This window comes from Lysinibacillus sp. BSL11 (genome assembly GCF_052928325.1).
On sequence record NZ_JAVGCX010000001.1, the window covers coordinates 505759 to 527543 of the forward strand.

General features: G+C 38.6%; 22 protein-coding genes, 1 riboswitch and 1 other annotated feature. Of the genes, 1 reads left to right on the forward strand and 21 read right to left on the reverse strand.

Annotation, left to right across the window (positions count from 1 at the left end):
- Window positions 1-8: 8 nt before the first annotated feature.
- The 11 genes from RCJ95_RS02530 to RCJ95_RS02580 all read right to left on the reverse strand — a co-directional run bounded on the left by RCJ95_RS02530 (window position 9) and on the right by RCJ95_RS02580 (window position 9209).
- On the reverse strand, window positions 9-1469 hold the full coding sequence (locus RCJ95_RS02530) for a protein adenylyltransferase SelO (RefSeq protein ID WP_312128258.1): 1461 nt from the start codon (window positions 1467-1469) through the stop codon (window positions 9-11).
- Between the two features lie 129 nt (window positions 1470-1598).
- A complete protein-coding gene (locus tag RCJ95_RS02535) occupies window positions 1599-2102 on the reverse strand; it encodes a metallophosphoesterase (RefSeq protein WP_221680939.1) in 504 nt (167 codons plus the stop codon).
- A gap of 12 nt (window positions 2103-2114) precedes the next feature.
- Entirely contained in the window at window positions 2115-2708 is a 594-nt protein-coding gene (locus RCJ95_RS02540; protein WP_221680940.1) for an XTP/dITP diphosphatase, read from the reverse strand.
- 1 nt (window position 2709) lies between these two features.
- A complete protein-coding gene (rph, locus tag RCJ95_RS02545; protein WP_221680941.1) occupies window positions 2710-3459 on the reverse strand; it encodes a ribonuclease PH in 750 nt (249 codons plus the stop codon).
- A 132-nt stretch (window positions 3460-3591) separates the two neighbouring features.
- A complete protein-coding gene (racE, locus tag RCJ95_RS02550) occupies window positions 3592-4389 on the reverse strand; it encodes a glutamate racemase (RefSeq protein WP_004226440.1) in 798 nt (265 codons plus the stop codon).
- Between the two features lie 10 nt (window positions 4390-4399).
- Window positions 4400-4852, reverse strand: a complete 453-nt coding sequence (locus tag RCJ95_RS02555) for a MarR family winged helix-turn-helix transcriptional regulator (protein WP_016991542.1) — start codon at window positions 4850-4852, stop codon at window positions 4400-4402.
- A 74-nt stretch (window positions 4853-4926) separates the two neighbouring features.
- Window positions 4927-5148 carry a helix-turn-helix domain-containing protein gene (locus RCJ95_RS02560; RefSeq protein WP_004226437.1) on the reverse strand — a complete coding sequence of 74 codons (222 nt, stop codon included), beginning with the start codon at window positions 5146-5148 and terminating at the stop codon, window positions 4927-4929.
- A 187-nt stretch (window positions 5149-5335) separates the two neighbouring features.
- The gene (locus tag RCJ95_RS02565; protein WP_221680942.1) at window positions 5336-5800 is read right to left on the reverse strand and encodes an acyl-CoA thioesterase; all 465 of its coding nucleotides are present in this window, start codon (window positions 5798-5800) and stop codon (window positions 5336-5338) included.
- A 194-nt stretch (window positions 5801-5994) separates the two neighbouring features.
- Entirely contained in the window at window positions 5995-6774 is a 780-nt protein-coding gene (sdhB, locus tag RCJ95_RS02570) for a succinate dehydrogenase iron-sulfur subunit (RefSeq protein ID WP_004226431.1), read from the reverse strand.
- A gap of 5 nt (window positions 6775-6779) precedes the next feature.
- Entirely contained in the window at window positions 6780-8534 is a 1755-nt protein-coding gene (sdhA, locus tag RCJ95_RS02575; protein WP_004226429.1) for a succinate dehydrogenase flavoprotein subunit, read from the reverse strand.
- A gap of 66 nt (window positions 8535-8600) precedes the next feature.
- Window positions 8601-9209, reverse strand: coding sequence for a succinate dehydrogenase cytochrome b558 subunit (locus tag RCJ95_RS02580; RefSeq protein WP_004226428.1), 609 nt, complete (start codon window positions 9207-9209; stop codon window positions 8601-8603).
- Between the two features lie 272 nt (window positions 9210-9481).
- Between RCJ95_RS02580 and RCJ95_RS02585 the strand changes: the two genes are divergently transcribed.
- Entirely contained in the window at window positions 9482-9916 is a 435-nt protein-coding gene (locus tag RCJ95_RS02585; RefSeq protein ID WP_004226426.1) for a YslB family protein, read from the forward strand.
- A 98-nt stretch (window positions 9917-10014) separates the two neighbouring features.
- On the opposite strand, the gene RCJ95_RS02590 is transcribed toward RCJ95_RS02585, so the two are convergent.
- The 10 genes from RCJ95_RS02590 to RCJ95_RS02635 form a co-directional block, all read right to left on the reverse strand.
- The gene (locus RCJ95_RS02590; protein ID WP_446721853.1) at window positions 10015-11241 is read right to left on the reverse strand and encodes an aspartate kinase; all 1227 of its coding nucleotides are present in this window, start codon (window positions 11239-11241) and stop codon (window positions 10015-10017) included.
- Between the two features lie 133 nt (window positions 11242-11374).
- Window positions 11375-11552: riboswitch (Lysine riboswitch) on the reverse strand.
- 107 nt (window positions 11553-11659) lie between these two features.
- Window positions 11660-13450 (reverse strand): excinuclease ABC subunit UvrC, encoded by a 1791-nt coding sequence (gene uvrC, locus RCJ95_RS02595; protein WP_237898408.1) that lies wholly within the window; start codon window positions 13448-13450, stop codon window positions 11660-11662.
- Window positions 13451-13573: 123 nt separating this feature from the next.
- Entirely contained in the window at window positions 13574-13885 is a 312-nt protein-coding gene (trxA, locus tag RCJ95_RS02600) for a thioredoxin (RefSeq protein WP_004226420.1), read from the reverse strand.
- Window positions 13886-14006: 121 nt separating this feature from the next.
- Window positions 14007-15323, reverse strand: a complete 1317-nt coding sequence (locus RCJ95_RS02605; protein WP_439331353.1) for an amino acid permease — start codon at window positions 15321-15323, stop codon at window positions 14007-14009.
- 91 nt (window positions 15324-15414) lie between these two features.
- Window positions 15415-15648, reverse strand: a binding site (T-box leader).
- A 139-nt stretch (window positions 15649-15787) separates the two neighbouring features.
- Entirely contained in the window at window positions 15788-16765 is a 978-nt protein-coding gene (locus tag RCJ95_RS02610; RefSeq protein ID WP_202341317.1) for an electron transfer flavoprotein subunit alpha/FixB family protein, read from the reverse strand.
- A gap of 47 nt (window positions 16766-16812) precedes the next feature.
- Window positions 16813-17586, reverse strand: coding sequence for an electron transfer flavoprotein subunit beta/FixA family protein (locus RCJ95_RS02615; RefSeq protein WP_004226415.1), 774 nt, complete (start codon window positions 17584-17586; stop codon window positions 16813-16815).
- A gap of 114 nt (window positions 17587-17700) precedes the next feature.
- On the reverse strand, window positions 17701-18474 hold the full coding sequence (locus tag RCJ95_RS02620; RefSeq protein ID WP_004226413.1) for an enoyl-CoA hydratase: 774 nt from the start codon (window positions 18472-18474) through the stop codon (window positions 17701-17703).
- Window positions 18475-18488: 14 nt separating this feature from the next.
- Entirely contained in the window at window positions 18489-19070 is a 582-nt protein-coding gene (locus tag RCJ95_RS02625) for a TetR/AcrR family transcriptional regulator (protein ID WP_016991551.1), read from the reverse strand.
- 139 nt (window positions 19071-19209) lie between these two features.
- Window positions 19210-20904 (reverse strand): AMP-binding protein, encoded by a 1695-nt coding sequence (locus tag RCJ95_RS02630; RefSeq protein WP_446721854.1) that lies wholly within the window; start codon window positions 20902-20904, stop codon window positions 19210-19212.
- A 448-nt stretch (window positions 20905-21352) separates the two neighbouring features.
- Entirely contained in the window at window positions 21353-21766 is a 414-nt protein-coding gene (locus tag RCJ95_RS02635; protein ID WP_008179180.1) for a DUF350 domain-containing protein, read from the reverse strand.
- Between the last annotated feature and the right edge of the window lie 19 nt (window positions 21767-21785).

Here is a 21785-nt window from a genome sequence, read left to right on the forward strand (position 1 = left end):
GTTTTTACTTATGTGCCACAAAACGTATGATATGGTTGATTAGTGGGTTCAGGTAATGAAGCGTATTCTTGTTGTTCTTTCGTATGAGCATAAGGCTGAGCTAGGACTTTTAGTAAGTTGTTCATCACACTATAATCGTCTCGTTCTACAGCCGCTTCCAAAGCTTCTTCTACCCTGTGGTTACGCGGAATAACAGCTGGATTATGTTGACGCATTAATAGTTGTGACATGTCTTTTGTTTGCTGCTGTCTCGCTAATCGAGCTTGCCATTTGTGATGCCAGTCCATAAAAGCTGATGCGTTAAATAATGGGGAATCCTCCAATTGCTCAAACGTTAAGGCGATAAATGTATTCGTATAATCAGCTTGATATTGCTGCATAAGCTGAAGAAGCTCTTCAACAAGCTTGATGTCTTCTTGCTCCTCATTAAAAATGCCTAGCTTTGCACGCATTCCTTCCAACCAATTTTCTACATATAATTTCGGATACTGTTGTAGCGTTTCTTGTGCCAGTAGAATGGCTTTTTCTTGATCATCATCAATTAAAGGTAGTAAGGACTCTGCTAAGCGCGTTAGATTCCAGCCAGCGATATTGGGCTGATTTCCATAAGCATAACGTCCTTGGCGATCAATCGAGCTAAACACAGTCGCTGGATCATAGATGTCCATGAATGCACAAGGACCATAATCAATGGTTTCACCGCTAATGGTCATATTATCAGTGTTCATGACGCCATGAATAAAGCCCACTAACTGCCACTTTGCTATAAGGGAAGCTTGTTTCTTTATGACTTCATTTAACAAATAAAGATAACGATTTTGATTGCCAATATTAGCTGAGTAATGTCGTTCTATTGCATAATCAGCTAAGAGCTGTAGCTCCTCCTCTGTCCCCCATTGCGCAGCATATTGAAATGTCCCTACCCGCAAATGACTACTTGCAACTCTTGTGACAATAGCGCCTGGTAGTTCCGTTTCTCGAATAATCATTTCACCTGTAGTGACTACTGCTAGACTACGTGAAGTGGGGATCCCTAGTGCAAACATCGCTTCACTAATAATATATTCCCTTAGCATTGGACCTAATGCAGCTCGCCCATCTCCACCCCGAGAATAAGGTGTTCTACCTGATCCTTTTAGAGCAATATCATACCGATCATTTTGAGGTGTAATTTGCTCCCCATATAATAGAGCTCTACCATCACCTAGCATATTAAAATGACCAAATTGATGCCCTGCGTATGCCTGTGCAATCGGTTCGCCACCTTCTGGGATTGTATTACCAGCTAAAACGGCTAATGCTTCCTCGCTCTTTAAAGCCTGAATGTCTAATCCAAGTGATGCTGCAACTGACTCATTTAATAAGATCAATTCGGGTGAACGAACAGGATTTAACGATATGTCGGAATAAAAAATACTTGGTAGTTGAACGTAACTATTATTAAAATGCCAGCCAATTGTTTTTTTCATGTTTTCTCCTTTATTGCCTTTACGATTTATTTTTGCTATTTCAGCATGAATCATTCATAGGCAATTTTACCATTATCAGTAGCCCAAATAAAAATCCGCATACTTTACTAGTTATGCGGATTTTCTCTATTATTGTCGGTCAAATGTATATGTAGCCATACATTGATTATCATCTGTCATGCAATCAACTTTAAAAGATGTCGCATTGATTTCCACAACAGCAAAGCTTTTCTCTTTACGACCACGTGGTTTTAATAAGCTTCCTGGATTTAAAAATAGGATATCATCCATCATTTCGGCACCAAGAATATGTGAATGACCAAAGCAAACGATCTGTGCACCTACTTCTTTAGCCCGATAGGATAATGATAAGATGGAATTTTTCACATTGAATAAATGACCGTGTGTCACAAAAATCTTTACATCATGGACAGTGAAAATTTCTTCTTCAGGGAAAGCTTTCTCACGATCACAGTTTCCACGTACTTTTTTCAATCCTTCTAATGCCTCATGTGAATAGGGGAGTTCACTATCTCCACAATGAACCACAATATCTATTTCAGGATAAAAACCTTTAACCTTTTCGATGACATGGCTATCGCCATGTGTATCGCTCATAACAAGCATTTTCATGGATATCACCTCTTATTTGATAAGATTCGGTAATTGCTCCTTTAACTTGCGAATTGCATTGCCTCGGTGAGAAATAGAACCCTTTTCCTCTGGTGAAAGCTCAGCCATCATTCGATCTAAGCTTGGCACGAAAAAGATTGGATCATAGCCAAAGCCGTTCGTTCCACGCTTTTCATGGGCAATGACGCCTTCACATGTACCAAATACCGTTGTTGTTGCGAATTCAGGTCCTGCAATTGCAATACAGCAGCAAAAACGTGCTGTACGTTTGTCATCTTCCACACCTTGTAAATTTTCTAACAGTTTAATCATGTTTGCTTCATCGTCATGGTCACCAGCATAGCGAGCGGAGTACACACCTGGCTCACCATTTAATGCATCTACTGCTAAGCCACTGTCATCTGCAATAACAATGGTACCAAGCTCCTTCGCCAATGCTTCTGCTTTTAAGATGGCATTTTCTTCGAATGTTGTTCCTGTTTCTTCTATTTCCATATCTGGTGCTACTTCAAACATTGTTACGACCTCATAACCAAGTGGTCCAAACAATGCTTCAAAATCTTTTGCTTTTCCTTTATTTTTTGTGGCGATGACTACTTGTTTCATATTATTGATTCCCTCCAACCCTGTGTGCCAGTTCACCAAGCGTTATTTTTTGAAGCTCAACTAATTGTTGTATGCCTTTTTCACCTAATGCTAACAATTCATTTAGTTCTTCACGAGAAAAGGTAGCTTCCTCACCAGTACCCTGTAATTCAACAAATCGTCCTGCGCCTGTCATCACAATATTCATATCAACAGCTGCAGCCACATCTTCTACATAATTTAAATCAAGAATAGCACCTTGTTCTTCGACGATCCCAACACTTGTTGCTGCCAAAAAGTCTGTTACTGGGAATTTTTCAAATGGCTTTTCTTCAGCAAATTTAGCAATGGCCTGTGTCATGGCAACAAATGCTCCCGTAATGGATGCTGTACGAGTACCGCCATCTGCTTGAATGACATCACAGTCAATCCATACAGTACGTTCGCCTAGCGCCTCTAAATCGACTACAGCACGCAATGCACGCCCAATCAAACGCTGAATCTCCATTGTACGACCATTGACTTTCCCACGAGAGGATTCACGTGGTGTACGTTGAGCGGTTGCACGGGGCAACATGGAATACTCGGCAGTGATCCACCCTTTCCCTTGCCCACGTAAAAAACCAGGTACCTTGTCTTCAATCGTTGCGGTGCAAATTACTTTTGTATTACCTACTTGAATTAATACGGAGCCTTCAGGGTGTAATAGATACTCACTATCTAATTTCACAGGTCGTAGCCCATCTGCATTTCTACCATCAAATCTTGTCATATATTTCGTTCCTCCTAAAAACTTTCGCGCCCTCATCTTATCATAATTTATGCCATCAAAAAAGTCCTCGGTGGCTTATGTACAATGCCGAAAACGGCAAAAATCAGCCTAGCCTGTTGCTAAGCTGATTTTTTACTTTAATGTGATACGTTTTATGTCGAGAGTACCTTGCTCTAACCAATTCTCAGCAATCGAACGGAAAATTGGAACAGAACCAGTTGCAAAAAATCTATGAGCAGGCACCGCATTTGCATTTGCTAAAGTGCCATTATACGCTAACATTTCCTGTACATCCTTTGCTGTTTCCTCCGCAGAAGATAAAACATTCACATCTTCTCCGACAACAGCTTCAATTTGTTTTTGTAAAATAGGATAATGTGTACACCCTAAAATAACCGTATCAAATTGTCGATTTTTCAACGGCTTTAAGCCTTCTGCTATTAAATTATTTGCAAAGTCACCTTTATATTCGCCACTTTCTACAAGTGGTACGAATGTGGGACAAGCTAGTGGAATAATATGTGTCGACGTATTGAGTGACAATAAGGCTTCTTCATACGCCCCACTTTTAATTGTTCCTTCTGTTGCAAGCACAACGACTTCATGTCGCTTCGTTTTTTTTACAGCTGCACGTGCGCCAGCATTGATAACACCTAGTACTGGAAAAGGCATATTTCTTTGTAAACTTTCGAGTGCTACTGCAGTCGCTGTATTACAAGCTATAACGAGCATCTTAACATTCATTTTTTCGAGTGCTTTTGCCATTTGCCAAGTAAAATTCCGTACTTCCTGACGACTTCTTGGACCATACGGACACCTTGCTGTATCGCCAATATAATAAATCGTTTCGTTTGGCAATCGCTTCATGATTTCTTTTGCTACGGTTAAACCGCCTACTCCTGAGTCAATAACGCCTATCGGGGCATTCATACTTTCCGCCTCAATCCTGTTTCATGTGTACATGTAGTTTTTCTAAGTAGCTTGATAATTGCGCGACTTCTTGTTCATTAAAACCAACAAGCATCTCTTGCAAATATTGCTGTCTTTTTTCAATAACTTCTTGAATGATACGTTCGCCCTTTTCGAGAAGATGAACGACAACAACACGGCGATCATTTTCATCACGCACACGCTTGACTAATTCATTTTTCTCCATTCGGTCCACTAAATCTGTTGTTGTGCTAAAAGCTAAATATAAACGGTTTGATAATTCGCCAATTGTAATATCACCAAGCTCTTCTAACCACTGTAATGCAACAAATTGTGGCGGCGTAATCGCATAATCGGAAACAATTTCTCTTCCCTTTTGCTTCACGATGGCCGCTATATAGCGTAATTCCTTTTCAACCGTTGCAACGGTTTCAGGTGAGTGCTTTGTTACTTCATCCGACATATAACTATTTCACTCCTAAAAATACGTTGAATAGTTCTATTTTGTCGTTTTTTTCACGAAATAGCAAGTGTCCATTAGTCTAATTTAAATTCTTCCAAGCGTAACAGCTCAATTAACGCCTGAGATCGATTCGTTACACCTAGCTTTTGAATTGTATTGGAAATGTGATTTCGCACTGTTTTTTCACTAATACCAAGCTGCTCTGCAATATCTCTCGTTGTTTTTTCAGCTAATAAAAGCGCAAATATTTCACGTTCTCGGTTTGTTAAAAGAGAACGATGATGAGAGCCATTCATTCAGTTACACCCTCCTCCCCCGCACGTATTGTAACTTATGTTAAGGGGCAGGAAGCGGTGACGGCTATTTGCATGATTATTCCATGTTTCCTTAAAAATTTCGAAAATTACATTGTTACATTCATAAATTTTACGTAAAAAGTAAAACCTACTATTTCAATGAATTTACATATACTTATATGTTGAACTAGTGAGGCAGAATGGCCAACTGAATGAATTTCGTTTTTTCTTCCTCTGAAATCGGCACACTTTTACCTGTACGAGGATCCATTTGCACAATTGTTCCACGACCAGTGAAACAGATTTCGTCCTTTTGATTTTTTGCTAGATAGTGAATGTCCATCGATGAATTCCCAACTTGCGCAATTTTTGTATAGATTCGTAGTACGTCATCAAAGAAAACCTGCTTTACATAATCACATTGTAAATCGGCTACAATTGGTATAGATTTCACATTCTCTTCTCCAACTGAGGGCATTGAAATTCCTAAATGTCGGAAGTAATCAATTCTTGCTTGCTCAAAATATGTAAAGCTAATCGTATTGTTCATATGACCATACATGTCTGTTTCTGAAAATCGAACTCGTACCTCACTAAAAAATGAAAAACCCTTTTCCCACTCTTGAAAATTATCGATATAATTTGCCTTCATGATATACCATCCCCTGTCATGTAATTGCCCGTCTTTTATCAATCGACGGCAAACAAAATGAATACTTATTCATTATAAAAGAAAATGCTATATTATCATAGAAAAAACGCGAATAAACAACTTGATAAATTTCATTTCTATAACTATAAAAAACTCCCTCACACGAAGTGTAAGGGAGTTCCGCTTGTCCGATATTAGTCTACGTAGTGGTCAGAACCGAAGAAGTTACGGAACATTTGCACTGTAGTTGCACGGTTTAATGAAGCGATGGATGTTGTTAAAGGAATACCTTTTGGACATGCAGCAACACAGTTTTGAGAGTTACCACAGTTCGCAAGGCCACCGTCACCCATAATCGCATTTAAACGTTCATCTTTAATCATAGCACCAGTTGGGTGAGTGTTGAAAAGACGTACTTGTGATAATGGAGCTGGTCCAATGAATGAAGCCTTTTCAGACACGTTTGGACATGCTTCCATACATACACCACAAGTCATACATTTAGATAGTTCATAAGCCCACTGACGTTTACCTTCTGGCATACGTGGACCTTCACCTAAATCATACGTACCATCGATTGGTACCCATGCTTTAACTTTTTTAAGAGCGTTGAACATACGTTCACGGTCAACTTGTAAGTCACGAATAACAGGGAATGTTTTCATTGGCTCCAATTTAATCGGCTCTGTCAATTGGTCTACTAGTGTAGAACATGATTGACGTGGACGGCCATTGATCACCATTGAACATGCACCACAAACTTCTTCTAAACAGTTCATATCCCATGATACTGGTGATGTGTTTACACCATCTTCAGTAACAGGATTTTTTTGAATTTCCATTAAAATTGAAATTACGTTCATACCATGACGGTAAGGCACTTGGAATTTTTGCCAGTAGCTATTGCCGCCCTGTGTATCTTGACGTAAGATTTCCACTTTGACCATTCTTCCAGTATTAGCTGCGATTTGCATAACTTTTAGTCTCCTTTCGCAGAGTAGTCGCGTTTACGTGGTGGGATTAATGAAACGTCGACTTCTTGGTACGTGATGATTGGATTACCAGTAGCTGGGTCAAACTTCGCCATTGTTGTTTTTAAGAAGTTCTCGTCATCACGGTTAGGGAAATCTGGTTTATAGTGTGCACCACGAGATTCATTACGTAATAGTGCACCTTTTGTCATTACTTTTGCAAGCACTAACATATTTTTAAGCTGACGCGTAAAGTGAGCGCCTTGATTGCTCCATTTTTGCGTATCATTGATGTTGATGTTATTCCAGCGCTCAGTAAGCTCATCAAGTTTTTTCAATGTATCTTCAAGCTGATCATTGTAACGTACTACAGTCATTGTAGCAGTCATCATTTCACCAAGCTCTTTATGCAGTAAGTAAGCGTTTTCTGTGCCTTCCATTTTCATGATAGCATCCCATTTCGCTTGTTCCTCTTTTACACGAGCATCGTAAATCTCTTGTGGAAGATCTTCAGCATGCTTTTTAAGGTGTTTTACATAGTCTACTGCGTTTGGTCCTGCAACCATACCACCGTAGATAGCAGACAATAATGAGTTTGCACCAAGACGGTTTGCACCATGTTGAGAGTAATCACATTCACCTGCTGCAAATAGACCAGGAATTTCAGTCATTTGATTGTAGTCAACCCATAATCCACCCATTGAATAGTGAACTGCTGGGAAAATTTTCATTGGTAATTTACGTGGGTCATCCCCTACGAATTTTTCGTAGATTTCGATGATACCACCAAGTTTAACGTCCAATTCATGTGGATCTTTATGTGAAAGATCTAGGTATACCATGTTTTCGCCATTGATACCAAGTTTTTGGTTTACACAAACGTCGAAAATTTCACGTGTTGCAATATCACGTGGTACTAAGTTACCATAAGCTGGGTATTTTTCTTCTAAGAAGTACCAAGGTTTACCGTCTTTATAAGTCCAAATACGACCACCTTCACCACGAGCTGATTCTGACATTAGACGGTTTTTGTCATCTCCAGGAATCGCTGTTGGGTGAATTTGAATGAATTCACCATTCGCATATGAAGCACCTTGTTGATAAACGATAGAAGCAGCAGAACCTGTGTTAATAACAGAGTTTGTTGTTTTACCGAAGATAATACCAGGGCCACCAGTCGCCATAATAACAGCGTCTGCACGGAATGATTTAATTTCTTCTGTACGCATATCTTGCGCTACGATACCACGACAAACGCCGTCTTCATCGATAATAACACCAAGGAATTCCCAGTGTTCATATTTATTTACTAAACCAGCTACTTCATGAGAACGAACTTGCTCATCTAGCGCATATAGTAATTGTTGACCAGTTGTTGCACCAGAGAAAGCTGTACGGTGCATTAAAGTACCACCAAAACGACGGAAATCTAAAAGTCCTTCTGGTGTACGGTTGAACATAACACCCATACGGTCCATTAAGTGAATAATGCCAGGTGCTGCATCACACATACCTTTAACAGGTGGTTGGTTCGCTAGGAAGTCCCCACCATATACTGTATCATCAAAGTGGATCCATGGAGAATCCCCTTCACCTTTAGTATTTACCGCACCATTAATTCCGCCTTGCGCACAAACAGAGTGTGAGCGTTTTACAGGAACTAATGAGAATAAATCAACTTCAGTACCAACTTCAGCTGCTTTAATCGTTGCCATCAGACCGGCAAGACCACCGCCGACAACAATTATTTTGCTTTTCGCCATGATTATTTCTCACTCCTCTTAAAAAATTGCAATGATTGCATGTGCTCTATCGTAGCTTCTATGGAATTATACGAAAGCTAAAATAGCAGCCACACCAACTACACTTAGAATTACGAAAAGAATGTTTGTTACGTAAGTAGCGATCTTTTGAGACTGAGGAGATTGTGTAATACCCCAGCTTACTAGGAATGCCCATAAACCGTTAGATAAGTGGAAAGTTGCTGATAAAATACCAACAATGTAGAATCCAAGCATGAATGGATTAGCAACAATATTCGCCATCATGTCGTAATCAACGTGTGTGCCAAGTGCTTTTTGAATACGAGTTTGGAAAATATGCCATGCAATGAATATCACTAAGAATACACCAGTAAAACGTTGTAAAGAGAACATCCAGTTACGGTACGTGCTGAAACGTCCTGTGTTTGGTGTAGCAGTGAATGCAATGTAGACACCATAGAATGCGTGGAACATTAATGGAATATAGATGACAATCCATTCAACTAGGATAAGGAATGGAATCTTTTCCATTACTGCGGTAGCATCGTTGTAACTTTCTGCCCCGCCTGTTGCTGTAAAGTTAATGAACAGGTGCATCGTTAAAAACAGACCTACTGGAATGATCCCAAGTAGAGAATGTAAGCGACGCCATAAAAACTCTCGATCTTTCGACAAGACTGTTACCCCCCTTAGTACTTAAAATAGCACAACAAAAGAAGTCATCATTTTGTAAATGATACTTCATTGACTGTGTATTTCATCATGGTACAATATTATGACATGTTTATTGTACTCTCAAGAGCTACGAGCGTCAAGGCAACTCGGAGTTTTTCATAGAGCTTATTAAAGAACTAATCTAGTACATGATGCGTCGTTTTTTCTCGAAAAATCTATCATTACTTTATTACCGTTAAATTTTAAGAAAATTCTAAGAAAGAAGGATAACAATGTTAAACACTCCATCTCCTACAATCTCATCATTTGGCTATGAGATCATTCGTGATCATATTCTATCTTCTATACTCGGTAAACATGAAGATGACGTCCTTTATTGGGCAGGTAAAGAGCTTGCTCGCAAGTTCCCATGTAAAAGTCAAGATGAACTTATCGCATTTTTCGCAGATGCCTGCTGGGGTACATTAGAACTCATAAAGGAATCAAAAGATGGGCGTATTTTCCAGTTGACAAATGACCCTGAAATTCTGCAAATAAAGCAGCGTAGCTTTAAACTTGAAGCAGGATTTATAGCAGAGCAAATTCAACTAGCTAAAGGCTACCTGACAGAATGCTATAGTGAAAAACGGGAAAAGCAACAATACGTCATGTTTACAGTCAAATGGGACGTTAAAGAACGTATTATGAATACCATTCCCTCAGAATAATTAAAAAGGATTGTCTCCCATTAAAGAATGGGATGACAATCCTTCTTTTTTCTTCCTTTTATTTCGGTCAATTACATAAAATGCTGTTTCTTCTATTATTATATGTAAAGTGCTTGCTCTAAATTAAACTCATCATGGAGAGCATTAGCTGCTTGGATCATATCATCCTGTGGTACAACAACAGACACTTTTATTTCAGAAGTACTAACCATTTTTACAGGGATATTTTCGCGACGTAACCGATCAAACATACGAGCGGCAACGCCTGGATTGGAAGCCATGCCTGAACCAATAATGGAAACTTTCGCTAGTCCAATTTCGAAGTCAGCAAAACTAAATCCAAGTGATAATTTACTATCCTCTAAAACACGTAATGCTTCCGCAAATTCCTCTTTTAAAATGGAAAACGATACAGTTGGCTTCAATCCATCAATAATGGCTTGGACAATAATATCAACATTAATACGGTTCTCTGCAAGCACCGTAAATATATCTGCTAATGAAGCATTGGAAAAAGCATCATACCCTACTGTTAAACGAATAATATCTGATTCAAATGCAACACCACGAACGACTGAATTTTTTTCCATTTCCACTTCCTCCTTCAATAAAGTGCCTACTGATTCTATTAAACTGGAACGTATAATAACAGGCATTTGAAATTTTTTTGCTAACTCCACCGCACGAGGATGTATGATATGAGACCCTAAATTAGATAACTCCAACATTTCATCATAGGAAATTTCCTGTAGCTTTTGGGCATTTGTAACATATCGTGGATCTGCTGTATAAACACCATCCACATTTGTATACATATCTACTCTCTCCGCTTCCAATGCTATGGCAAGTGCAACAGCAGCTGTTTCAGCTCCACCTTTCCCAAGCATGGTGATATTGTGCTCTTCGTCAATCCCTTGTTCTCCAGCAATAACCACAATTTGTCCCTGTGCAAAGTGTTCTTCCATTCGATTAATATCTATATAGTCGATACGAGCATGCCGATACATACCATCCGTATGTATACCAGCTTGCCATCCCGTTAGAGACACAGCCTCATAGCCTGCTTCCTGCAAGGCGATGGCAAATAAAGCACTTGATAATTGAGAGCCAGTTGACAACACTGCATCTAATTCTCTTTTTGACACATCGTCAGTTAGTTGGTGTACCATCAATTTCATCTCTTTCGCAGTGTGTCCCATTGCTGCAACGACCACTACTACATCAAATCCTTTGTCCTTTTGAGCAATCGCTTTCCTAGCAGCCTCTTGGATTTGTTCAGTAGAAGCTAATGCAGCTCCTCCAAACTTCATCACGATTTTAGCCATTTCTTTCGTTCTCCCTTCCAGTTCATATATTTTACAAAATCATGGGGTGTAAAACAGTTTCTGGAAAACCAAAAGGCAGCCTCCACATAAAGTGAAAGCTGCCTATAACATGTACAATAATCGTAACTTGCGCATGTGTGATAGCTCTCCGAAACGTTTAGAATCGACAGTCTTACATTTCTTAAATGCAAAACCAGTACAGCAATGGAACAACAAAACTGTACTTCGGCAAGCTCCCCTTTCACACAATATCTCTGGACTTGTCCATCCTCCATCGTGTTACTCTTGAATCTTGCACCTCTATCATCACTTTAAAGTGAATGTATTCAATTCATTAAGCCTTAGCGTAAACGAATTAGTCACGCAGTTGACTCTCCATAACATTGAAAACAATGTTATGGATAACCATAGCACATACCTATTCCTTTGACAATGATTGTTGCTGAAAATAGCTAAAAATTTGGCTTGCTAAATTAGCGGGCATCCCAGCCTCCTGTAATGCTAGCTCGCTCGCCTCTCGAATTTTTTTGACTGAACCAAAATGTTTAAGCAGCTGTTGCTTTCGTTTTGGTCCTACCCCTTCAATATGATCTAATACAGATTGAATGGCATGTTTCTCATGCTGTTGACGCAAGAAGGTAATAGCAAAGCGATGGACTTCGTCTTGAATTCGTTGTAATAAATAAAAGCCATCACTTGTACGTTTTAAGCTAATCACTTCCGGTGGATCACCAAACAAGAGCTGAGATGTATTATGCTTATCATCCTTGGCTAAACCAGCAATCGGTATAACAAGACCAAGCTCATCTTCTAGTACTTCACGGGCTACTTCCATTTGTCCCTTACCACCATCAATTAAGACTAAATCTGGTAATGGTAGTCCTTCCTTTAAAACACGTATATAGCGACGACGTATAACCTCCTGCATTGCACCGTAATCATCATGCTTGGCTGCTGTACGCGTTTTATATTTTCGGTACTCCTTTTTCGCAGGCTTCCCATCAATGAAAACAACCATAGCAGATACTGCATCCGTTCCATGCATATGACTATTATCAAAAGCTTCAATTCGTAAAGGTGTACTAATACCCATTGCTTCACCAAGTGCCTCACAAGCACCAATCGTACGTTCTTCCTGACGCTCTATTAGCTGGAATTTAGCTGCCACAGCAATTTCAGCATTTTTGGTAGCTAATTCAACCAATTCCTTCTTTTGACCTCTTTTCGGTGTGAGCACTTTAATTTCTAATAATTCTGTTAAGATAGCTGCATCAATGGCTTGTGGAATAAAAATTTCTTTTGGCTTAATATGCTCTGGCTTTTCATAAAAGCGCCCAACAAATGTTAAAAATTCTTCCTCTGCATCTTGATAGATGGGGAAAATTGAGACATCACGCTCAATCAGCTTTCCTTGGCGCACAAAGAAAACCTGAACACACATCCATCCTTTTTCAACAGCATAGCCAAATACATCTCGATTTGTTGTATCACTTGAAACTATTTTTTGTTTCTGCATAACCGTATCAATATGGGCAATTTGGTCTCGGAATTCCTTCGCTCGTTCAAATTCCAGGTTTTCTGCAGCTGCTAGCATTTTAACTTCAAGCTCTTTTTTGACTGCCTCCACACCACCATTTAAAAACTTCGTCATATCCTCAATCATTTCTTGATAAACCTGACCATCAATTTCCTTCACACAAGGTGCTAAGCATTGACCCATGTGATAGTACAAGCAAACCTTGGAAGGTAATTGAACACATTTGCGCAGCGGATACAATCGATCCAATAGCTTTTTCGTTTCACTTGCTGCATAGGCATTCGGATAAGGGCCAAAATATTTAGCCTTATCCTTTTTTACCTTCCTTGTCGTAATCAGACGAGGATGTTTTTCATTCGTAATTTTTAAATATGGATAGGTCTTATCATCCGTTAACATGACATTATATTTTGGATCATGTAATTTGATGAGATTCAGCTCTAAAATAAGTGCTTCAATATTTGATGACGTCACAATATACTCAAAATCTTCTATTTCACCTACAAGCCTTTGCGTTTTCCCTTCATGTGTTCCAGTAAAATAAGATCGTACACGGTTTTTCAGAACTTTTGCTTTACCGACATAAATGATAGTCCCTTGTCGATCCTTCATCAAATAGCAGCCAGGTTGATCTGGTAAAATATCCAGTTTCCGCTTTATTAAATCGTTCATTACCTACCTGCCCCCCTAAGTAAAAATTCCCCTCATTAGAATAATGTTAGTTATTTTCTTTATTATATAACGAAAAAAAGCCGAACACATCAATTGATGGCTCGGCTTTGTGAACTTCATTCATTACGCATGTTTTGCGATAAATGCTTCTAAAGCTTCTTTTGGTTGGAAGCCTACTGTTTTGTCAACTAATTCTCCATCTTTAAATAATAGTAAAGATGGGATTGACATAATTTGATACTGAGCTGCAGTCCCTTGGTTATTGTCAACGTCAACTTTTACAATTTTAGCCGCACTACCTGCTGCGTCCATTTCTTCAAGAACTGGCCCAATCATTTTACATGGTCCGCACCAAGCAGCCCAAAAGTCTACTAGTACTAACCCTTCTTTAATATCATCTTGGAACGTAGCATCTGTTGCATGTACAATTGCCATTTGAAATCCTCCTTAAGCTTACTATGATTGTAGTATAGCATGGATAAATTCACTTGAGCGAACAATCTGCCTACAATGTATTTTTTATGCAAATCTGTGTCGAAAAATCAATACACAGTCATTAATTGGCTTGATAACGACCTTTCAATACATAGGTTAACGTAATAAAAAGGTAAATAGCTAACGTAATGCCTGTCACGATTATCGATGTGGTAAAAATAATCCCGATGAGAATCGCACTTAATGCCAGTATAGCTACCCAAGTAGTATAAGGGAACCATTTAACTTCATAGGCACTTGTGTGTTCTGCTTGTTTTTTACGTGATTTTAAATGTGCAATCGCAATAATTAACCAAATAAATAACACAGTATAACCAAGTGATCCCATTAGAAAATCAAAGGTTTTGCTTCCCGCATATAAAGATAAAATGACCCCTAAATACATCGCTAAAGTACACATTAAAATAGCATATACTGGTACTTTTCGTTTCGATAAATAAGCAAAGATTTTAGGCACACGTCCATCTACAGCCTGTGTATATAGTACGCGTGATGAACCATACAGTCCTGAATTCATTGATGAAATAATGGCAAGTAACACAACAGCGTTCATAATATGGTCTGCCCCTGGAATACCAACCATTTTAAAAACCATGACAAATGGGCTTTCAGGAACCCCATTTACTTCATTCCAAGGAATTAAGCTTACGATAATAAAGAACGGTAGTAAATAAAAAGTAACAATACGCACTAATGTACTGCGAACAGCTTTTGGTACTACTTTTTCAGGATTTTTCGTTTCAGCTAATGTAATCCCAATGATTTCTGTCCCACCATAAGAGTAGATCACTACAAGCATAGCAGCAATTAATCCGGTTGAACCATTTGGGAAGAACCCACCATGCTCCGTTAAGTTAGCAAAACCAACAGCACTATGATTTCCAAACGTCACAAGCAATAAAATAAGTCCTGCAATGATAAAGACAATAATAACAGTAATTTTGATTAATGCTAGCCAATATTCTGTTTCTGCAAAGATTTTTACGGATAATAAATTAATCGCTGTTACTAACACAGAAACAGATAGTGCCAGTATCCAAATTGGATATTTTGGTAGCCAATATTGAATAAAGATAGCAGCCACGACAGACTCTGCTGCAATATTTAAAACCCACATTTTCCAGTAGATCCAATCTAGGAAATAAGCAGGGTATTTGCCTAACACGGATTGCACTAAATCTCTAAAGGTTCTTGCTTCTTTATTACGCACGGCCATTTCTGCTAAGCCTTGCATAACAAATAATAAAATAATGCCGCCGATTAAATACGCAATCAGCACTGATGGTCCTGCCATATCAATGGCTGCACTACTTCCTTTAAATAATCCCGCTCCAATGGCTCCACCTAATGCCATCATCGTGATATGACGCGAGGTCATTGTTCTTGTTAATTGTTGCTTGTTTTTTTCCACTTTCTTACCTCCTAAAAAATCAAAAAGCACATCGTCTATTCCTTCATCATCAAATGAAAGAAGAGACGACATGCTATCAGCAAACCGCGGTACCACTCTAATTGGCTCTTGAGAACCCAGCTTAAAAAACCTTGTAACGAAGGTTAACCGTCAAACAAATAGAATAATCCAATAATTCTATTTGTGTTACCACTCCTAGGCAAGTTCAAAGTCTTATTGGTCTGCGTTGCACCAACCCGCAGCTCTCTTCACCGAATAACGAGCTTTTACTACTCCTAATCTTTGCGTTTCAAATCATTAATGTATCCATCACTATAATGTCTATCGTTAATTATGTCAATATTTTATTTTGCAATAATTTTCAAATAGTATTTTTTGAAATGGAAAGCAATATAAAAAAGCAGGAAGGGATAACCCTTCCTGCTTCTGTATTACGCGTTCACTTTTAATGCTTTAAATTCTTCAATTAGAAGCGGAATAACTTCAAATAAATCTCCTACGATCCCATAATCCGCTACTTTGAAAATATTTGCTTCAGGATCTTTATTGATAGCAACAATGACTTTTGAATTGGACATTCCAGCTAAATGCTGAATTGCGCCTGAAATACCTGCTGCAATATAAAGATCTGGTGTGACAACCTTACCTGTTTGTCCGATTTGAAGCGAGTAATCACAGTATTCAGCGTCACATGCACCACGTGAAGCACCTACTGCACCGCCTAGTAAATCAGCTAGCTCTTTTAATGGCTCGAAGCCTTCTTCTGACTTCACGCCACGACCACCAGCAACAACTACTTTCGCTTCTGAAAGATCTACACCTTCTGAAGATTTACGAACAACTTCTTTAATAATTGTGCGCAGATTTGTAATTTCTACAGAGATTGCAGACACATCACCTGTTTTACCTTCTGTTTTTTCTAAAGGTGTAATGTTATTTGGACGAATAGAAGCTAAGACAACGCCTTCTTTAACTTTTACTTTTTCAAAGGCTTTACCAGAGTAAATTGGTCGGATGAATACTACATCATCGCCTGCACCTTCAATAGCAGTGACATCAGATACTAGACCTGCTTGTAATTTGCTTGCAATTTTTGGCGATAAATCTTTCCCATTTGCTGTATGACCAAAGACAATACCTGCTGGTTGTTCTTGCTCGATAACAGCTAATAGCGCTTGACTATAGCCATCAGATGTATATTGTTTTAAATGTGGGTGTTCCACTGTTACTACTCGATCAGCACCATATTCAAATAATGGACCTGTTAAACCTGCTACAGCATCCCCTAAAAGTACCCCAACAACTTCGCCACCATCAGCGATTTGTTTTGCAGCTGCAATTGCTTCGAAAGAAACATTACGTAAGCTTCCTTCACGAACTTCACTTAATACTAATACTTTTTTTGACATAGCATATTCCCTCCGTTACCCTTTAAGATTCGATTGACATCAAATAATTAAACAACTTTTGCTTCCGTGTGAAGTAGATTTACCAGTTCTTTTGCTTGTGCAGAAAGGTCGCCTTCTAAAATACGGCCTGCTGCTTTTTGAGCTGGTAAGAAGATGTCTACTGTTTCAATCTTCACTTCTACATCATCTTCATCGATATCTAAATCATCTAACTCAAGCTCTGCAAGCGGTTTCTTTTTCGCTTTCATAATACCTGGTAGAGATGGGTAACGAGGCTCATTTAAACCTTGCTGAGCAGTTACTAATAACGGTAAAGAAGTTTCAATTACCTCTGAATCCCCTTCGATATCGCGAACAATTTTCGCAGATGTTCCGTCAATTTCAAGTTTTGTAATCGTAGTTACATAATTCATATCCAATAAATCAGCAACACGTGGACCAACTTGCCCTGAACCACCATCAATCGCAACATTTCCTGTTAAAATTAAATCTGCATCTTTATCTTTTAAGTATTCTGCTAGTAGATAAGCTGCTGCATGTTGGTCCAGCTCATCTAGATCATCTTCTGTATTAATAAGCACTGCTTCGTCTGCTCCCATAGCAAGTGCTGTACGTAATTGCTTCTCTGCATCCTCGCCACCAATTGTCACCACTGTTACTTTACCACCAGCAGCATCGCGAACTTGGATTGCCTCTTCAATGGCATATTCATCATAAGGGTTGATAATGAATTCTGCGCCGTCCTCTTGGATTTTACCACCCGACACAACGATTTTTTCTTCTGTATCAAACGTACGTTTAATTAATGCAAAAATGTTCATATATCCATACCTCCTGGAACGTTTTATAATTCTAAGTAAACTTATAAATATTATATATTTTCAGTTTCGATAACGCCGATAACATACTGAACGTTGCTATCGACACTTGGAAAATTATTTGCCGGTAAACACAGGCTCACGCTTTTCAATGAATGCTTGAATTCCTTCTTTGGCATCTTCTGTGACAAACACTGTCCCAAAGGATTTAGCCTCTGCTTCAATGCCTTCATAGAATGATGCATGCTTTGCATATTGCAATGTTTGAATAGCTGCTTTTAAAGCAATTGGGCTTTTCTTAGCAATGCTCTTAGCAATCTTTAACGTTTCTTCTAGCAATGCTTCATCTGAGAACGAACGGTTTGCTAAACCCCACTGAACAGCTTCGTTACCAGAGATTGGTTCACTTGTAAACATCATTTCAGCAGCCTTTGCTACTCCAACATAGCGTGGTAAGCGCTGTGTACCACCAAAACCAGGAATAAGCCCTAATTGTAATTCAGGTAAACCTAATTTTGCTGATTCAGTGACAAATCGCATATGACAGCTCATTGCTAACTCAAGCCCTCCGCCTAATGCCGCACCATGGATGGCTGCAATTACAGGCTTAGAAAACGACTCTACACGCTCAAAAACCTGCTGCCCGTTGCTAGCTAGCTTTGTAAATTCCTCACCAGATTCTACCCCAATAAATTCTTTAATATCTGCCCCTGCAGAGAAGAAACGGCCTTCACCATGAAGTACAAGGACTCTTACAGCATCATCGTGTTCTACAGCATCTAGCACAGCGTTAACTTCTGCAATAATACCGCGAGATAATGCATTTGCTGGTGGACGTGCAATAGTAATAATCGCTACTCCATCTTCTACTTTCCAACTTAGAAATTCCATTTCTCCACATCCTTTTAAGCTTTAATGCCGTTCAGGATTAACGCCTGAACCTTTGGAACCTGTTCCATCAAATCATATCGATAGTCATTCATAACCCACGACGTAATAGTTTCATCAATTGTTCCAAAAACCATTTGTCGAGCCAAGCGTACATCCATCGTCTGATTGAACTCACCTGTAAGCATTCCCTCGATTAAAATTTGATCAAGTAGCTGTAAATACTCGCGCAATACTGAATTAATTTTTAATCGTAAGTCTTTGTTTGACTGGCGAAGCTCTAATTGTGTGACAGTTGCTAGGTATCGATCTGTCGCTAGAACATTAAAATGATTTTCAATCATTCGTGAAAGTTTGTCTTTAGACGTACTCCCATTTTCTATTATATCTTGTAATGACTCTACAAAAACAGCCATTTTTTCATTAAAGACAGAAATTAATATATCTTCTTTATTTTTAAAATATAAATAGATTGTTCCATCGGCCACCCCTGCCTGTTTGGCGATTTTCGATACTTGCGCTTGGTGATACCCATTTTCCGCAATAACGATGACAGCTGCATCAATAATTTGTTTATATTTTGGCTTATCTCGTTTCACTTTTATATCACCACCTAAAAAACATGCGCACGTCGATATGACGTGTAAACCTAAAAAAAATATGAAAATATGAATGGTCATTCATTCATATTTTCATATTATATTTTACAGCATTGCTTGTCAATACTTTCACACGTATTTATTTCGCTTCTTTATTCGCTAATTTTGTTTTTTCTTCTTCAACTAACGTACGGCGTAAAATTTTTCCTACAGCTGTTTTTGGCAGCTCTTCTCTAAATTCATAATAACGCGGAACTTTAAAAGCCGCTAGATGCTGACGGCAATATTTATTTAATTCGTCCTCAGTAATCGAATATCCTTCTTTTAACACAATATAAGCTTTAACAGTTTCACCACGATACGGATCAGGTATTCCTGCCACTACGCACTCTTGGATCTCTTCGCGTTCATATAACACTTCTTCTACTTCACGTGGATAAATATTAAAGCCGCCTGCTATTATTAAATCTTTTTTACGATCTACTACATAGAAGAAGCCTTGCTCATCCATATAACCAAGATCACCTGTTAAAAACCAACCGTCAGCAAATGTCGCAGCTGTATCCTCTGGACGGTTCCAGTAGCCCTTCATTACTTGTGGTCCTTTAACAGCAATTTCACCAACTTCACCAATAGGTAGCTCTTCTGTATCACCTGTACGTAAAATAACCGCCTCTGTATTTGGCCAAGGTAAACCAATCGAGCCAATCACCCGCTTACCCCAAATTGGCGTAGCATGTGTTACAGGTGAGGTTTCAGTTAACCCATATCCTTCTACTAGCTTTCCACCAGTAACTGCCTCAAACTTCTCTTGCACTTCAATCGGCAATGAAGCAGAGCCACTTAAGCATGCCTTAATGGATGATAAATCATAATTCGCAATGTCTGGGTGATTTAAAAGGCCAATGTATAAGGTTGGAGCGCCGGGGAACAGTGTTGGTTTTTGTTTATCAATCGTTTTTAATGCCGTTTCTGCATCAAACTTCGGTAAAAGCACCATTCTATTTTGAGTAAATACAGATAAAAGCATAACAGTTGTCATGCCATAGACGTGGAAGAATGGTAGAATGCCCATAATGGTTTCTTCACCATGAACACATTTATACATCCAAGCATCACACATTGTCGTATTGGCAATTAAATTTTTATGGGTCAGCATTACGCCTTTTGGGAAACCTGTTGTCCCACCCGTATATTGAAGGAGCGCTAGGTCTTCTTCAAAATCAAATGGCATGTTGTCAATTATCTTAATCGGTGCTGAACGCATTATTTCTGAAAACAGATGATTTTGACCGCTATGTTCAACCTTGACACTAAAGCCATACTGCTTTTTTTGAATAAATGGATAGACTAAATTTTTTGGGAATGGTAGATAATCCTTAATAGCTGTCACAATGACATTTTCAAGAGCTGTCTCTTTCATAATTTTCATGACTCTCGGATATAAAATATCCATTACGAGAATAACCTTTGCTCCTGAATCAGCCATTTGATATTGAAGCTCACGTTCAGTATAAAGTGGATTTGTTTGTACTACAACAGCACCTGCATACATGGCACCATAGTAAGCGATTACACTTTGTGGCGTGTTAGGCAGCATAATTGCTACTCGATCTCCCTTTTCCACACCTAGTGTTTGTAAATAGTTTGCGAACCTTAAAGCTGACTCATATAGCTCGGTGTACGTCAAATCCTTCCCCATAAAATGAATCGCTACTTTGGATGGATTCTTTTTATAGGCACGTGTCAAAAACTCTTGCACTGGAATTTCCTCAAACGTTAAAGACGGTGGTACTTCTTCAGGATAATTTGCTAGCCATGGTTTTGCTGTCATACGTCCTCTCCCCTTTGTCCCAAACTTTGTCAATTCTTATATTTATTATAATGAAAAAGAAATACAGTTTCAAACAGAAAATAGAAAATAAATGCATTTTCGATTAATTATTATGCAATTAACAACATTAATATGATTGGTATTTATCGGGATTTATTTTAATACACCTTATGAATGCTCGTTCATTCTTGAGTCACTCCATAAAAAAATAATCAGCATATTCCTATATTATAAAAATAATTTTTCTACCCTTTAATAGAGTTATATGAAAGAAAATTAATAGGTTGTAGTAGAAATTTATGCTATGTACAATTAACAAAAAAACGCATCCTCACAAAGAGAATGCGTTTTTTATTTAAATCGTTAACATATAGTAGACACCTACTGCCAAAAATGCAATACAGACAACGATTAGTACTTTTGCTAATTTTTCCATGTCATGACACTCCTATGCAATACTTGCCCCAATTACAAACGAAAGACCGACTGAAATGGTAAAGGAAATGAAACCAACTGAGCGATTATCATTGGCAATCTCTTGATCAACGTTAAAACGAGGTGTCATAAATTCAAATAAAAAATACGCTACAATCAATAATGTAAAGCCAAAAAGGCCCCAACCGATCATTTCACTTAATGTGCTATGACGTGCAATGGAAAAGCGGAAGATATTACAAATCCCTAGTATTTTCCCACCTGTTGCAAGAGCCACAGCGACATTACCTTTTTTAATTTCTTCCCAATTTTTATATTTCGTAACGACTTCGAACAATGCCATCGAGACGACTAAACATAATACTACAACACTAAAATATCCTGCCGTTTCGATAATTGGATATCGCCAAAAGCCAGAATTCAGCATTTTTCTCCGTCCCCTTTAT